The following is a 15,445-nucleotide window of genomic DNA, read 5'->3' on the forward strand; positions in this document are numbered from 1 at the left end:
GCCCGTAGGTCGTCACGCCGCCCTCGAGCGTCAGCGCGTGCAACACCCCCTGGTCGACCAGCGTCGTCACCGTGCGGTAGACGGTCGCCACGTCGGGCGCATGGGTTCCGGGCGGCAGGCATTCGCGCAGCCGCTTGTCGATCTCGGCGACCGGCAGGTGACCGTTGACGGGCTCGAGCACCGCCAGCACCTGAATTCGCGAGGCCATCCGCCGCAGCCCCCGGGCGCGCAGCAGATCGCCGATCCGCTCGGTGACCGACGCATCCAGTACCGACGGGTTGGGCGTCACCGGTTCAGTGTCGTCCCCATGCGGCCGGATCGCCAGTCCCGGGCGCGATCGGCGGCACGCGAATTCCTGCGACTCACTTGCATCTGGCGAGCCGCGGTACTTACAGTCGTGCCGGTTGTCTCAGCCGATACCGCAAGGACGCGCCGGAAGGACCCCAGTGGCCAGCACCGAGATCGACCGGCGGCCGTCGCGACCGAGCAGGCTTCGCGGCGCCCTGACGCGGGCGGAGCGGTGGCGGCTGGCGACGATGCTGGCGGTGATCGTCGCGCTACACCTGCTCGGCTGGCTCACCATGATTCTGCTCGTGGCACCGGCCCAATACAGCTTGGGCGGTAAGGCATTTGGTGTCGGCATCGGACTGACGGCCTACACCCTGGGCATGCGGCACGCGTTCGACGCCGACCATATCGCCGCTATCGACAACACCACCCGCAAGCTGATGAACGATGGGCAACGCCCGCTGGCGGTGGGGTTCTTCTTCTCCCTGGGTCACTCCACTGTGGTGTTCGGGCTGGCCTTGCTGCTGGCGTGCGGGGTGAAGGCGGTCGTCGGCCCGGTCGAGGACGACTCCTCGACGCTGCACCATTACACCGGGCTGATCGGCACCAGCGTCTCGGGCGTGTTCCTCTACGCCATCGCGCTGCTCAACCTCATCGTCCTGGTCGGCATCCTGCGGGTGTTCACCCGACTGCGGCGGGGCGAATACGATCCCGACACCGACGCGGCCGAACTGGAACGGCAACTGGGCAACCGTGGGCTGATCAACCGGTTGCTCGGCCGCTTCACCAAGTCGATCACCAAGTCCTGGCACTGCTATCCCGTCGGGCTGTTGTTCGGGCTTGGTTTCGACACCGCCACCGAGATCGCCCTCCTGGTGCTGGCCGGCACCAGCGCCGCGGCCGGGCTGCCCTGGTACGCCATCATGTGCCTGCCGGTGCTGTTCACCGCGGGCATGTGCCTGCTGGACACCATCGATGGCTCGTTCATGAATTTCGCCTACGGTTGGGCCTTTTCCAATCCGGTGCGCAAGATCTACTACAACATCACCATCACCGCGCTGTCGGTGGCCGTCGCGTGGGTGATCGGCAGCATTGAACTGCTCGTCCTGTTCGCCGACCAGTTCGGTTGGCGGGGCGCGTTCTGGAGCTGGATCGGCGGGCTGGACCTCAACGCGATCGGCTACATCGTCGTCGCCATGTTCGTCGCCACCTGGGCGGTGGCCCTTCTCGTCTGGCGCTACGGACGCATCGAAGAGAAGTGGACCTCCTGAGTCGACCAAGAGCCTGACCGCAAATCGCCGTTCGGGTGTAGAACAGTGCTCATGGGCTCGTTGGCCTGCGCCCGGCTCGCGGATCGCCGGTGATCGGCGATGCACGAGCTGTCGCTGTGTGAAGCGATCGCCGGTGTGGTCAGGGATCACGCCGCCGGCCGCCACGTCGACGTGGTGCGGGTGCGGGTCGGTGCGCTGCGCCAGGTGGTGCCCGAGTCGCTGTCCTTCTGCTGGACGCTCGTCCGCGACGCCGAGGACATGCCGGACGCCGAACTCGAACTCGAATGCGTCGGCGCCGAAGTCCGGTGCCGCGCCTGCGGCGGGCAGTCCGAGATCACCTCGCCCTGGTCGATCTGGTGTCCGCGGTGTGACAGTCCCGACGTCGAGGTGCTGCGCGGCGACGAATTCCTGGTGACCTCGCTGGACGTGTCATGAAAAAGATGTCTCGTGAAAGGCGTTGACGATGGGTAGATTTCATCGGCACGACGACGGGACCGTGCACACCCACTCCCACGATGACCTCCCGCACGACCACGACCGCGGCGACCATAGCCGCTATCAGACCGGCGGCCAGCGCGTCGAGGTGCTGGAGGCGATCTTCGCCGAGAACGACATGCGGGCCGACGCCAATCGGGCGGCGTTCGAGCGCAACGGGGTACGCACCCTCAACCTGATGAGCTCCCCGGGCTCCGGCAAGACCACCATCCTGCAGGCCACTCTCGACGAACTCGCCGGCGACCTGGCCATCGGGGTGATCGAGGGCGATATCGCCACCGACCTGGACGCGGCCAAGCTCAGGGGCCGCGGCGCCCAGGTGTCACTGCTCAACACCAGCAACGGATTTGGTGGCGAGTGCCACCTCGACGCGCCCATGGTCAACCGGGCACTGCGCGGCCTCGACCTGGCCGCGCTGGATTTGGTGGTCATCGAGAACGTCGGCAATCTGGTCTGCCCGGCGGAATTCGACGTCGGCGAACACGCCAAGGCCATGGTCTACTCGGTGACCGAGGGCGAGGACAAGCCGCTGAAGTATCCGGTGATGTTCCGGTCTGTCGACGTGGTGCTGCTGAACAAGATCGACCTGGTGCCCCACCTGGACGTGGACGTCGACAGCTACATCGCCCACGTCCGCAAAGTCAATGCGACAGCGTCGATTTTGCCGGTCAGTGCCCGCACCGGCGATGGTATGGCCGCGTGGTTCGGCTGGCTGCGGCGCTTCGCCACGGATGAGGACTGAACGGCGCCTCCGCCCGCGCACTCCTGCGAAACGTTCGCAGGAGCAGCGCCCCGTTTCGACGCAACCGTCGCGGCGGATCAGCTAAGCGCGACAAGGCTTTTCACCACTGTACAACACGTGCCTACTAATCAGTAATGTCGAACCGTTGACAACGCCCAATAGCGGGAGTAGACCCAAAAAATAGCGCTGCGCAAGTGGGCCGACGGTCGACTCCGGCGGCGCCAGGAGCCCCAGCCCGGCTCCGGAAAGCTGCAGCATGCCAACGGAAGCAGCAGTCAAGGCAGAACAAACATTGATCCATGTTCTATGGATAAACGCGGGCCTCAGTTGTGACGGCGATTCGGTGGCATTGACTGCTGCCACCCAGCCCAGCGTCGAGGAGATCGCCTTGGGAGCGTTGCCCGGACTCCCCCAGGTCGCGGTGCACTGGCCCCTGATCGACTTCGAATGCGGACCCAACGGAGGCGCGGACGACTTCCTGGAGTGGTTCTTCAAAGCCGATCGCGGCGAGCTGGAACCATTTGTTCTCGTGGTCGAAGGCTCCATCCCGAACGAGAAGATCAAGGACGAGGGCTATTGGTGCGGCTTCGGCAACGACCCCGCCACCGGGCAGCCGATGACCACCAGTGAGTGGCTCGACCGGTTGGCGCCCAAGGCCACCGCCATCGTGGCGGTGGGGACCTGCGCCACCTACGGGGGCATCCACGCGATGGCCGGCAACCCGACGGGGGCGATGGGTGTGCCGGACTACCTGGGCTGGGACTGGAAGAGCAAGGCGGGCATCCCGATCGTGTGCGTGCCGGGCTGCCCGATCCACCCGGACAACCTGTCGGAGACGTTGACCTACCTGCTGTACATGGCGACCGGTCAGGCACCGATGATCCCGCTCGACGACGCGCTACGGCCACAGTGGCTGTTCGGCAAGACCGTGCACGAGGGCTGCGACCGGGCCGGCTACTACGAGCAGGGCGACTTCGCCACCGAGTACGGGTCGCCGAAATGCATTGTGAAGCTTGGCTGTTGGGGACCCGTGGTCAAATGCAATGTGCCCAAGCGCGGATGGATCAACGGCGTCGGGGGTTGCCCCAACGTCGGCGGAATCTGCATTGGCTGCACCATGCCGGGGTTCCCGGACAAGTTCATGCCGTTCATGGACGAACCGCCGGGCGGCAAGATCTCGAGCACCGCGTCGGGCTTGTACGGAGCCGTGATTCGCAGTCTGAGGGGTATCACGGAACGCACCGTCGACAAGGAGCCGCGGTGGCGCCACAACGGCGACCAACTCACCACTGGAGCGCGCCGCACCTGGTAGGTCACCTACCGGGTCGGTGCGCTCCTTATCCACATTCGTAGCCGAAGAGCCGTCGCCGCATCAGCCGACGCGCAAGCAGCCCCAGCGGGAAGAAGTAACGCGATGACAACCATCAGCCCTGAAGCCACCCAAGCCAAGCGGGAACCTGGCCAACTGGTCGACATGGCCTGGGACCCCATCACCAGGATCGTGGGCAGCCTGGGCATCTACACCAAGATCGACTTCGAGAACAAGGAAGTCGTCGAGTGCCACAGCACCTCGTCGATCTTCCGCGGTTACTCGATCTTCATGAAGGGCAAGGATCCTCGCGACGCCCACTTCATCACCAGCCGCATCTGCGGCATCTGCGGTGACAACCACGCCACCTGTTCGTGCTACACGCAGAACATGGCCTACGGCGTCAAGCCGCCGCATCTGGGCGAGTGGATCGTCAACCTCGGCGAGGCCGCGGAATACATGTTCGACCACAACATCTTCCAGGAAAACCTGGTCGGCGTGGACTTCTGCGAGAAGATGGTCTCCGAGACCAATCCGAGCATCCTGTCGCTGGCCGAGAAGACGCCCGCCCCGCACGCGGACGCCCACGGGTACCGGACGATCGCGGACATCATGCGCTCGCTCAATCCGTTCAGCGGTGAGTTCTACCGCGAGGCGCTGGTGGTCAGCCGCTGGACGCGAGAGATGTTCTGCCTGATGGAAGGCCGCCACGTGCACCCGTCGACGCTCTACCCCGGCGGGGTAGGCACCGTCGCGACCGTCCAGCTGATGACCGACTACATGACGCGCCTGATGCGGTACGTCGAGTTCATGAAGAAGGTCGTGCCCATGCACGACGATTTGTTCGACTTCTTCTACGAGGCCCTGCCCGGCTACGAGAAGGTCGGGCTGCGCCGGACCCTGCTGGGCTGCTGGGGCTCCTTCCAGGACCCCGAGGTGTGCAACTTCGAGTACAAGGACATGGAGCGCTGGGGCAACGCCATGTTCGTCACCCCGGGCGTGGTGGTGGACGGCAAGTTGGTCACCCATTCGCTGGTGGACATCAACCTGGGCATCCGAATCCTTTTGGGCAGTTCGTATTACGACGACTGGACCGACCAGGAGATGTTCGTCAAGACCGATCCGCTGGGCAACTCGGTGGACCGACGCCACCCGTGGAACCAGCACACCAACCCGCACCCGCAGAAGCGCGACATGGAAGGCGGCAAGTACAGCTGGGTGATGTCACCGCGCTGGTTCGACGGCAAGGACCACCTGGCGCTGGACACCGGCGGCGGCCCGCTGGCCCGGCTGTGGTCGACGGCGCTGGCCGGCCTGGTCGACATCGGTTACGTCAAGGCGACCGGCAACAGCGTCAAGATCAACCTGCCCAAGACGGCGCTGAAGGGGCCCGTCGAATTGGAGTGGCACATCCCCAAGTACGGCAGCAACACGATCGAACGTGACCGGGCGCGCACCTACTTCCAGGCCTACGCGGCGGCGTGCGCTTTGCACTTCGCCGAGAAGGCGCTCGAGGAGATCCGCGCCGGGCGCACCAAGACGTGGGAGCGCTTCGAGGTGCCCGACGAGGCCATCGGATGCGGGTTCACCGAGGCGGTGCGCGGCGTGCTCAGCCACCACATGGTGATCCGGGACGGCAAGATCGCCAACTACCACCCGTACCCGCCCACACCGTGGAATGCCAACCCCCGCGACAGTTTTGGCACCCCAGGCCCGTACGAGGACGCGGTGCAGGGGCAACCGATCTTCGAGGAGAACGGCCGGGACAGCTTCAAGGGGATCGACGTCATGCGCACGGTGCGCAGCTTCGATCCGTGCCTGCCATGTGGTGTGCACATGTACCTGGGCAAGGGCAAGACGCTCGACAGACTGCACACGCCCACCCAGTCACCCGCTGCGGAGTGACACATGGCGGAGCCGGGCGCAGCGGGTCGGCACCGTTAAAGGAGTGACGCATGGCGGATCGCCCGGCGAACCCCGAGACCGACACGCAGTGGCGCACAGCTGGCGATCGGATCCAGACACTGCTGGATTCCTGCGCCGCGGGCGGGGCCGCCGCGTATGACCATGCGCAACAACTGGTTCGCGAGGTAGTCGGGCTGTACGGCGCCGGGCTGGAGCGGATCATGCGGATGGCCGCCGAGCCCGGGCCGGACGGGGGGCTGGTCGAGCGGCTGGCCACCGACGACCTGGTGGCCAGCCTGCTCCTGGTGCACGGCCTGCATCCGCACGACGTGCACCGCAGGGTCGCCGATGCGCTGGATCGGGTGCGCCCCTACCTGGGTTCGCATGGCGGCGACGTCGACCTGCTCGAGGTCGTTCCAGGCGAACGCCCGGACGAATTCACCGTGCGGCTGGCGTTCACAGGCAGCTGCAAGAGCTGCCCGTCGTCGGCGGTCACCCTGGAGCTAGCCGTGCAGGACGCGGTTCGCGCGGCGGCGCCGGAGGTCTCCTCGATCGAGGCGGTCGCCGCCGCCGACACGACCGCTCCGGCGGGCGTCATCCCCGCCGAATCGCTACTGGCGCACGTGCATTCGAACGGACATGGACCTACCACCTGGCACGCGGCCCCCGAGCTTGCCGAGCTGCACCCCGGTGACGTCGCGGGATTCGTCATCGACGGCGTGACCCTGCTGGCCTGCCGGGTGGGTGACCGGACATTCGCCTACCGGGATCACTGCCCGGTGTGCGCCGCCTCGATGAAGGGTTCCCAACTGCGCGAGCGGCTGCTGCGCTGCGCGGGCTGCGGGACGGATTTCGACGTCGTCCACGCCGGAACCGCGGCGGTCGACGGTTCGGCCGCTCATCTCGAACCGATTCCCCTGCTGACTCACGACGGCCTGCTGTCGGTGGCGTTGCGGGGCGACGCGATGGGCGCGCCGGCATGACCGCCGGCGACGATGCAGAACGAAGTGATGCTGAGGAGCGGCGCATATGACAGGTCCCTTCGACGTCCTGGCCCGCATCAGGAGCGACCGGCGCGCCCCCGAGCCCGCGGGCGAACGCTGCGAGATGTGCGCCGAGCCGATCGCCGACGAGCACCAGCACGTGGTCAATGTGGCCGGCCGCCAACTCATGTGCGTCTGCCGCGCCTGCTATCTGCTGTTCACCGACTCGGCGGCCGACCTGCGCTACCGCGCGGTGCCCGACCGGTACCTGTCGTTTCCCGATTTCGCGCTGGATCGCCTGGTGTGGGAGGCGCTGCAAATCCCGGTGGGGGTCGCCTTCTTCTTCACCAACTCCGCCCTGGGCCACACCGTCGCCTTCTACCCCGGACCGGCCGGAGCATGCGAATCCGAGCTGGACATGAAGGTCTGGGAAACCATCCGCGACGCCGACTCACGGGTGAGCCTGCTCGCCGACGACGTGGAGGCGCTGCTGGTCCGAGTCGCCGACAGCGCCCAGGATGGGGAATTGCCGCAACCGGAAACGTATTTGGTCCCGATCGACGCCTGCTACGAATTCGTCGGACGCCTGCGCATGGTATGGCGCGGCTTCGACGGCGGCCAGCAGGCCCGCGAATTCATCGACGGCTTCTTCGACCGGCTCGCCGCCCGCGCCGTGAAGACACTCCCATGAACGTCAGCTTCGACGTGCTGGACGTGACGGCCGAGCCGTACACCGTCAGCCCGATGTTGACCGCCCGCGTCGCCGTCACCGCGGCCGGCGACGACCCGGTGCACGCCATCGCCCTGCGTTGCCAGGTCCGCATCGAGCCGCTGCGTCGTTCCTACTCCGACGACGAAGCGGCCGGGCTGATGGACCTGTTCGGCGGCCGCGAACGCTGGGCCAGCACCCAGCGCACCTTCCTCTGGCAGCATTGCACCGCCATGGTGCCCGGCTTCACCGGCCACACCACCGCCACCCTGCCGCTGGATTGCACCTACGACTTCGAGGTGGCCGCCGCCAAATATCTGCACGCGCTGCGCGACGGGGCGGTGCCCCTGCAGTTCCTGTTCAGCGGAACGGTTTTCGTCAACTCCGAGCGCGGGTTCTCGGTGCAGCAGGTGTCGTGGGACTGCGAGGACAACTACGCGATGCCCGTCACGGTCTGGCGCGACCTGGTCGCACAGCACTATCCGAACAGCGGATGGATCCGGCTGAGCCACGAAACCATCACCGAGCTGGCCCGCTACAAGTCGGCCCGCGGGATGCTCGACTTCGACCACGCCGTTACCTCGCTGCTGGATGCCACCGATCGCGAGGTGACCCGATGACGTCGAGTTGGGATCGGGCCCGTACGGTCGCCGACGCGGTGCTCTACGAAGGCTATCTGCTCTACCCGTACCGGGGGACGTCGAGCAAGAACCAATCACGCTGGCAGTTCGGGGTTTTGGGGCCAAGCGGTGCGGTTGAGACCGGCCTGGGCGAGGACGATGCCCTTGCCGCACAGTTTTTGGTCGACGGCGCCCGGGCGCTGACGCTGGTGGTGCGGTTCCTGCAATTGCAGCACCGGCGGGCCGAAAGGGCCACCGATGGCGGCGATTTCGAACCCGTCGACGAGCTGAGCACCGCGACCGGATCGTGGCTCACCTGGGACGAGGCGGTGGAGTGCGAGGTCTCCTTCGGCCCCCTCGCGTTCGGCGATCAACCCTGGTCGCTCCCGGTGACGGCACTGGGGGCAACCGACCTCGAGATGTTGGACGGCGGCCGGCTGGTCCGCGAACGCCACGAGATTCGGGGCGTGTTGACCGTCACCAGCCAGCCCGACGGCGACCTGCAACGCGTGTCGGTACGGGTCACCAACACCGGCGCACCCGTGAGCGCACAGGACGATAAAGATTCAGTCATCGCACGATCCTTGATCGGAACGCACCTCATCGCCGAAGTGGTTGGCGGCCGGTTCGTCTCGTTGCTCGAGCCGCCGCAGAGCGCGACCGACGCGGCGTCCCGATGCGCGCAGCATCGCTGCTTCCCAGTGCTGGCCGGCCCCCCGGGCACCGACGACATGCTGCTGATCTCGCCGATCATCCTCTACGACCACCCCGAGGTCGCCGAACAGAGCGACACCGCCCTGTACGACTGCACCGAGATCGACGAGATCCTCACCCTGCGCGTCATGACCATGACCGACGACGAGAAGGCACAGGCCCGGGCCACCGACCCGCGGGCCGCACGGATCATCGACGAATGCGACGCCATGTCGCCCGAGGCCATGGCCCGGCTGCACGGCGTGCTGCGCGATCCGCACGGGCTCGAGGTCTCCGCCGGACTGGTGCCCGAAATTCCCGACGGCATGGACTGGTGGGACCCGATGGCCGACAACGCGGTTCGCCCCGAGATCGACGCGGTGCTGGTGAACGGGGTCCGGGTAGCGCGCGGCAGCAAGGTCCGGTTGCGACCGCGGCGCAACGCCGACGCCCAGGACATCTTCGTCGCCGGCAAGACCGCCCGCGTCACATCGGTGCACGAGGACGTCGAGGGCAACAAGCACGTCGCCGTCGTCGTCGACGAGGACCCAGCCGCCGACCTGCACGACTGGTACGGCCGCTACCTGTACTTCTCCCCCGACGAAGTCGAGCCGCTGCAATCGCAGCACAGCACAAACCCCTGAAAGGAGTTCGTCATGGAAGTCCTCGGTTGGATCTTCATCGCCATGGTCGCGCTGGTGGTCGCAATCGCCCTGGCCCTCGGCGCGATATCCGTGCCCGATGCCCGCCGCTATCTGAAGTTGAGGCGGATGTAGCCGACGCGGGTGCCACCATGACTTCGCGCATCCTGGTAGCCGGGATCGGCAACATCTTCCTGGGCGACGACGGGTTCGGCTCCGAGGTGGTCCGCAACGCCGCACTGCCCCAAGACGATCCGACGGTTCAGGTCATCGACTACGGCATCCGTGGCATGCACCTGGCCTATGACCTGCTCGAGGAGTGGGACACGCTGGTTCTCGTCGACGCCGTGCCCAGCCGGGGCCATCCCGGCACGTTGCACGTCTTTCAGGCCGAGCACGACGGGCCGTCCGAGACGAGCGGCCTGGACGGTCACAGCATGGACCCGGCCGCCGTCTTCGCCAGCCTGCGGGCCCTGGGCGGCCACCCGCCCTACACCGTGGTCGTCGGGTGCGAGGCGGGCAGCGTCCAGGAGGGCATCGGCCTGACCGAGCCGGTCGCCCAGGCCGTCCCCCGGGCGGCGCGGGCGGTCGAAGAGATCGTCGCCGCGCTGCACCCGTCCTCGTCGACCGAAAAGGGGTGCTGAGCCATGTGTTTGGGCATACCCGGCCAGGTCATCGGAATGCTGGACGGTTTCGAGGGCCAGCTGGCACTGGTCGACGTCACCGGCGAACAGCGCAAGGTCAATGTCGGCATGTTGCCGGACGAGACGTTCGCGCCCGGTGACTGGGTGATCATCCACATGGGCTTCGTCGTCGAGAAGACCGATCAGGCCGGCGCCGAACAGGCCATGGCCGGGCTGGAGTTGATGGGCCGGGGCCGCGCGGGCCCCGCACTGAGCCCGGAGGCTTGAGATGACCGAAATTGCCGAAGCCACGATGCTGTTGCGGCCCGAAGAGACCCGGGTGCGGCGACGCGTCATGGTGACCGGCGTGGTTCAAGGGGTCGGCTTCCGCCCGTTCGTGCACCGGATCGCGACCGAACTGGGTCTGGCCGGGTTTGTCGGCAACGACTCGGGTGCGGTGTTTCTCGAGGTGCAGGGCCGGCCGGAGCGGGTGGCGGAGTTCGCGCGCCGGCTGCGGGCGCAGGCGCCGCCCCTGGCGCGGATCACCGGCGTCCACGTCACCGACGTCGCGGTCGACCCCGCCTGCCCGCCCGAATTCCGCATCGCGCCAAGCCGATTGGCTCCCGGGGCGACCACGCCGATCCCACCCGACATCGCCGTGTGCGACGACTGCCTCGCCGAACTGTTCGACCCGCACGACCGGCGGTACCGGCACCCGTTCGTGACCTGTACCAACTGCGGGCCGCGGTTCACCATCATCGAGCGACTGCCGTACGACCGGCCGGCCACCACCATGTCGGCGTTCGCCATGTGTGCGCGCTGCGCCGCCGAATACCACGATCCGGCGGATCGCCGCTTCCACGCGCAACCGATCGCCTGCCCCGACTGCGGGCCGACGCTGTGGTTCACCTCGCCGGCCGGCCGGGTGACCGGCTCCGATGCGGCACTGAGCGCCACCCAGGCCGCGCTGGCCTCCGGCGCGGTGGTGGCCGTCAAGGGCATCGGCGGCTACCACCTGGCGTGCGCCGTCGACGACGCAACCGCGGTCGCCGCGCTGCGGGCACGGAAAGCGCGCGGCGCCAAGCCCTTTGCCATGCTCGTCCGCGATCTCGATGTGGCGCGCCGCTACGCCTACGTCGACGACGCCGAGGCCGCGGTGCTGGCCAGCCCGGCCCGCCCGATCGTCCTGCTGCGTCGGCGCCCTCGCGCCGCGGTGGCCGGGGGCGTCGCGCCCGGCAGCCCGCTGCTGGGCCTGATGCTGCCCTACTCCCCCATGCATCACCTGCTGCTGGCGGCGGTGCCGGACGGTCCCGGACCGGGGCCCGACGCGCTGGTGCTGACCAGCGCCAACCGCTCCGACGAGCCCATCTGCTTCACCGAGGAGGATGCGGCGCAACGCCTTCCCGGTCTGTGCGACGCGGTCCTCGACCACGACCGGCCCATCCATGTGCCGTGTGACGACTCGGTGGTGCGCGTCGTCCACGACGAGCAGGGCGCCCACGAGCTGCCCGTCCGCCGGTCCCGGGGCTATGCGCCGCTGCCGGTCGACCTACACATCGAGGGTCCCACCGTGCTGGCCGTGGGCGGCGAACTGAAGAACACCTGCTGCCTCACCGACGGCGGCCGGGCGTACCTGTCCGGCCACATCGGCGACATGGCCACCTGGGAGACGCTGCGCGCGTTCGAGCGCGCGGTGTCCCAGCTCAGCGAAATCCGCGGCCGGCCCGTGCGGTTGGCCGCCGACCTACACCCCGGCTATCACACCCGCAGCTGGGCCGAGCGCCACGCGGACGAGCGCCCGCTGGACCTGGTGCAGCACCACCACGCCCACGTCGTCTCGCTGCTGGCCGAACACGGTCGCCTCGGCGAACCCATCATCGGGGTCTCCTTCGACGGCACCGGTTACGGGTGTGACGAAACGATCTGGGGCGGTGAGATTTTGGCCCTCGGAACGCGAAGCCACCGTTTCGTGCGGGCCGGACACCTGCTGGCGGTGCCGCTGCCCGGCGGCGACGCCGCCGTGCGCAACCCGTGGCGGATGGCGCTGTCCCAGTTGTGGATGGCCGACATCGACTGGACCCCCGACCTGGCGCCGGTGGCCGCAGCGAGCGCCGACGAACTAGGGCTCATCCGTTCGCAATTGGAGACCGGGACGGGCTGCGTGCCGTGTTCGAGCATGGGCCGCCTGTTCGACGCGGTCGCCTCCCTGCTCGGAGTGCGACACCGCATCGACTACGAGGGACAGGCCGCGATCGAACTCGAGGCGCTGGCCCAGTCGGTCGGCGTGGAGTCCGCGCGGCCGTCGCTGCCGCTGGCGGTGCGCCCCGACGGGGTGATCGATCCCGCCCCGATGGTGCAGACCATGGTCGCGGCGCTGTACGCCGGAACGCCAGCGGCGACGCTGGCGGCGGCGTTTCACCGGGCCGTCGCCGAGGCCGTCACCGAGGTGGTCACCCGGGTGGCGGGCCCCACCCGGCTGGTGGGCCTCACCGGCGGGGTTTTCCAGAACGTGCTGTTGTTACGGGCCTGTCGTACGAGGCTGCAGCACAACGGGTTTGAAGTTCTCACCCATCATGTCGTGCCGCCGAACGACGGCGGGCTGGCGCTGGGCCAGGCCGCGGTCTCGGTGCTGATCGCGCAGGAGGAGTCGACGCGATGATCACCACCGCCATCGATCGCGGCCTGAGTGCCGAACTGGCCGAAGACCTCGCCGCCACCGCCCTGACACTGGCCAAACGATTCGCCGCCGGCGCGACCATGTGGTCCATCGCGCCGTCGTGGGAACCGCACGCGCTGCACATCGCGGTGGAATTCGTGCATCCGGTGATCATGGGCAAGCGGGCCCTGCCGGCGGTCGCGCTGACCGGGCCCGATCTGGTGGATCTGGTCCGGGTCTCGGTGCGGCCCGGCGACATCGTGGTCGCGGTCTCGGGTGCGGACAACGCGCAGGTGCGCTCGGTGATGCGCCGCGCACCGGCCTGGGGCGCCACCACGATCTGGATCGGCAGCGGCGAGCGGCCAGCGGCCGCGATGGCCGATCATGTGCTCTGGCTGGACGATCCCGACCCGCGTGTCCCGGCCACCGGCGGCTTCGTGCTGTTCTACCACCTGCTGTGGGAGCTGACCCATGTGTGCTTCGAACACTCCGGGCTGCTCAAACCCAACCCCGACGACGACGTCTGTGTCACATGCAGCGACGAGGGCCGGCTCGGCGAAGTGGTCAGCGCTTCGGTCGGCGGACAAGCCCGGGTGCGCACCGCCCGGGGGGTCGAGGACGTGGTCACCACGCTCGTCGACCCAGTCGCTCCGGGTGAGTTGGTGCTGGTGCATGCCGGCATGGCGATCAGTCGCGTGGATGAGGAGGACGTTTCATGAGCCCGGCCGACGAACCCACCAATTTCCTGTACCCGTTCATCGACGCCGAAGAAGACGACCCGTCGGCGCTGCTCGCCGACCTGGCCGCCTCCGCCCACGCCAAAGCGTCGGAAAGCCTGGCGTTGCGGCGGTCCACGCTCGAAGCCAACGCCGAGCTGCTGGCGGCGGCCGCCGCCGAGCTCGCCCGCCGATTCGCCGCCGGCGCAAGGATGTTCACCTTCGGCAACGGCGGCAGCTGCACCGACTGCACCACGCTGGCGAGATTGTTCGCCCGGCCACCGCTGGGCAAGCCGCTGCCGGCGTGGTCGTTGACCGCCGACCAGGCGATCCTGACCGCGTTGGGCAACGACGTCGGGTTCGAGCTGGTGTTCGCCCGGCAACTGATCGCCCGCGCCAAGGACGGCGACATCGCGCTCGCGATGTCGACCAGCGGCGGTTCGCCCAACCTGCTGGCCGCCCTGGCCGAGGCGCACAAGCGCGGCCTGTACACCATCGGCTTCGCCGGCTACGACGGCGGCGCCTTCGTGGACAACCCGAACGTGGACGCCTGCTTCGTCGTTCGTTCGCAGAGCGTGCACCGAATCCAGGAGGCGCAGGCGTTGGTCGGCTACCAGTTGTGGCTGGCCGTCCACGAAAACCTCGGCAGCGATCAGGGTTTGGGGGCGGCGTGATGAACAACCCGGCAAGTGACTACCTGTCGTCGGGGCCGCGGTTCGGCGAAGGTGACGTGATCGAGCGGATCGAGTCGTTCCGCCGGCGCCGCCCCCGGCTGCTCGACGATCACGTGACGCTGGCGCACGGCGCCGGCGGCAAGGCATCGGCGGCGCTGGTGGACGCCGTGTTCGTGGAGGCGTTCCGCAACCCGCTGCTCGAGTCGCTGGGCGACGGCGCCGTCCTGGCTTTACCCGGCGGCGAGCGGCTGGCGATGTCCACGGATTCGTTTGTGGTGCAGCCCCGCCGGTTTCCCGGGGGTTCCCTGGGTGCCCTCGCCATCCACGGCACCTGTAACGACCTGGCGGTGGCCGGCGCCGTGCCGTCCTGGATCTCGGCGGCGTTCGTGCTCGAAGAGGGTTTTGGAATCGCCGAATTGAAGGAGATCGTCGCCGACATGGCCGCGGCGGCCGCGGCCGCCGGCGTGCAGGTCGTCACCGGCGACACCAAAGTGGTGCCCCGAGGCGCGGCCGACGGACTGTTCATCACCACCGCCGGAACCGGTGTCATCCCCGCGGGCCGCACGCTGTCCGCGCAGTCGGTGCGCGCCGGCGACAAGGTGCTGTTGTCGGGGTCCATGGGCGACCACGGCATGGCGGTGATGCTGGCCCGAGGTGATCTGGCCATCGAGGCCGACATCGCCTCCGACACCGCGTCGATCAGCCCGTTGGTGGAGCTGTTGTTGGCGGCGGCCCCGGCCACCCGATGGATGCGCGATGCGACGCGCGGCGGCGTCGGCACGGTGTGCAACGAGCTGGCCCAGGCCTGCGGCCTCGGAGTGTTGCTCGAAGAGGAGCGACTCCCGGTGGCGCCCATGGTCAATGGCGCCTGTGAGTTGCTCGGCATCGATCCGCTGTACGTCGCCAACGAAGGGAAGTTCGTCGCCGTCGTCGCACCGCAGGAGGCCCGGGCCGGTCTGGACGCGTTGCGCTCGCATCCGTTGGGCGCCGACGCGGCCGAGGTCGGGGAGATTGTCACCGAACCCGCCGAAAGCGTGGTGCTGCGTACGGGATTCGGCGGCACCCGGATCGTCGACATGCTCGTCGGGGATCCGTTGCCGCGAATCTGCTAGGAGGTAAC

At 68.1% G+C, this 15,445-nt stretch carries 15 protein-coding genes and 1 pseudogene; 15 read left to right on the forward strand and 1 reads right to left on the reverse strand.

What is annotated here, in order from left to right:
- A partial coding sequence (locus A5659_RS17260; protein ID WP_197498048.1) for a Fur family transcriptional regulator occupies nucleotides 1-289 on the reverse strand: 289 nt, incomplete at its 3' end.
- Nucleotides 290-446: 157 nt separating this feature from the next.
- Between A5659_RS17260 and A5659_RS17265 the strand changes: the two genes are divergently transcribed.
- From A5659_RS17265 to hypE, 15 genes and pseudogenes are all read left to right on the forward strand, one after another.
- The gene (locus A5659_RS17265; protein WP_066870351.1) at nucleotides 447-1,559 is read left to right on the forward strand and encodes a HoxN/HupN/NixA family nickel/cobalt transporter; all 1,113 of its coding nucleotides are present in this window, start codon (nucleotides 447-449) and stop codon (nucleotides 1,557-1,559) included.
- Nucleotides 1,560-1,658: 99 nt separating this feature from the next.
- Entirely contained in the window at nucleotides 1,659-1,994 is a 336-nt protein-coding gene (locus A5659_RS17270) for a hydrogenase maturation nickel metallochaperone HypA (protein WP_066870348.1), read from the forward strand.
- Nucleotides 1,995-2,022: 28 nt separating this feature from the next.
- Entirely contained in the window at nucleotides 2,023-2,796 is a 774-nt protein-coding gene (gene hypB / locus A5659_RS17275; protein ID WP_066870345.1) for a hydrogenase nickel incorporation protein HypB, read from the forward strand.
- Nucleotides 2,797-3,052: 256 nt separating this feature from the next.
- Complete coding sequence (locus A5659_RS17280; RefSeq protein ID WP_066870342.1) at nucleotides 3,053-4,108, forward strand: hydrogenase expression protein HypE; 1,056 nt, start codon at nucleotides 3,053-3,055, stop codon at nucleotides 4,106-4,108.
- A gap of 102 nt (nucleotides 4,109-4,210) precedes the next feature.
- Nucleotides 4,211-6,010, forward strand: coding sequence for a nickel-dependent hydrogenase large subunit (locus A5659_RS17285; RefSeq protein WP_066870337.1), 1,800 nt, complete (start codon nucleotides 4,211-4,213; stop codon nucleotides 6,008-6,010).
- Between the two features lie 50 nt (nucleotides 6,011-6,060).
- Nucleotides 6,061-6,993: a NifU family protein gene (locus A5659_RS17290; RefSeq protein WP_066870335.1), complete on the forward strand. Its 933-nt coding sequence runs from the start codon at nucleotides 6,061-6,063 to the stop codon at nucleotides 6,991-6,993.
- A 46-nt stretch (nucleotides 6,994-7,039) separates the two neighbouring features.
- Nucleotides 7,040-7,684: a DUF5947 family protein gene (locus tag A5659_RS17295; RefSeq protein ID WP_066870332.1), complete on the forward strand. Its 645-nt coding sequence runs from the start codon at nucleotides 7,040-7,042 to the stop codon at nucleotides 7,682-7,684.
- The gene (locus tag A5659_RS17300) at nucleotides 7,681-8,322 is read left to right on the forward strand and encodes a DUF6084 family protein (RefSeq protein WP_066870329.1); all 642 of its coding nucleotides are present in this window, start codon (nucleotides 7,681-7,683) and stop codon (nucleotides 8,320-8,322) included. Before A5659_RS17295 ends, A5659_RS17300 begins: the two co-directional genes overlap by 4 nt.
- Nucleotides 8,319-9,681, forward strand: a pseudogene (locus A5659_RS17305) (hypothetical protein); the annotation flags it as partial. The gene A5659_RS17300 and the pseudogene A5659_RS17305, both read left to right, overlap by 4 nt.
- A gap of 127 nt (nucleotides 9,682-9,808) precedes the next feature.
- Nucleotides 9,809-10,300, forward strand: coding sequence for a hydrogenase maturation protease (locus A5659_RS17310; RefSeq protein ID WP_066870323.1), 492 nt, complete (start codon nucleotides 9,809-9,811; stop codon nucleotides 10,298-10,300).
- Nucleotides 10,301-10,303: 3 nt separating this feature from the next.
- The gene (locus A5659_RS17315) at nucleotides 10,304-10,567 is read left to right on the forward strand and encodes a HypC/HybG/HupF family hydrogenase formation chaperone (protein WP_066870320.1); all 264 of its coding nucleotides are present in this window, start codon (nucleotides 10,304-10,306) and stop codon (nucleotides 10,565-10,567) included.
- 1 nt (nucleotide 10,568) lies between these two features.
- Complete coding sequence (hypF, locus tag A5659_RS17320; RefSeq protein ID WP_067182836.1) at nucleotides 10,569-12,938, forward strand: carbamoyltransferase HypF; 2,370 nt, start codon at nucleotides 10,569-10,571, stop codon at nucleotides 12,936-12,938.
- Nucleotides 12,935-13,654, forward strand: coding sequence for a HypC/HybG/HupF family hydrogenase formation chaperone (locus A5659_RS17325; protein WP_067182839.1), 720 nt, complete (start codon nucleotides 12,935-12,937; stop codon nucleotides 13,652-13,654). The genes hypF and A5659_RS17325 overlap by 4 nt, the downstream gene beginning before the upstream one ends.
- Nucleotides 13,651-14,325, forward strand: coding sequence for an SIS domain-containing protein (locus tag A5659_RS17330; RefSeq protein ID WP_067139187.1), 675 nt, complete (start codon nucleotides 13,651-13,653; stop codon nucleotides 14,323-14,325). The genes A5659_RS17325 and A5659_RS17330 overlap by 4 nt, the downstream gene beginning before the upstream one ends.
- A complete protein-coding gene (gene hypE, locus A5659_RS17335; RefSeq protein ID WP_082976095.1) occupies nucleotides 14,325-15,437 on the forward strand; it encodes a hydrogenase expression/formation protein HypE in 1,113 nt (370 codons plus the stop codon). The genes A5659_RS17330 and hypE overlap by 1 nt, the downstream gene beginning before the upstream one ends.
- Nucleotides 15,438-15,445 lie beyond the last annotated feature (8 nt).

It is taken from the genome of Mycobacterium sp. 1165196.3 (assembly GCF_001673415.1).
Taxonomy (GTDB): Bacteria; Actinomycetota; Actinomycetes; order Mycobacteriales; family Mycobacteriaceae; genus Mycobacterium; species Mycobacterium europaeum_A.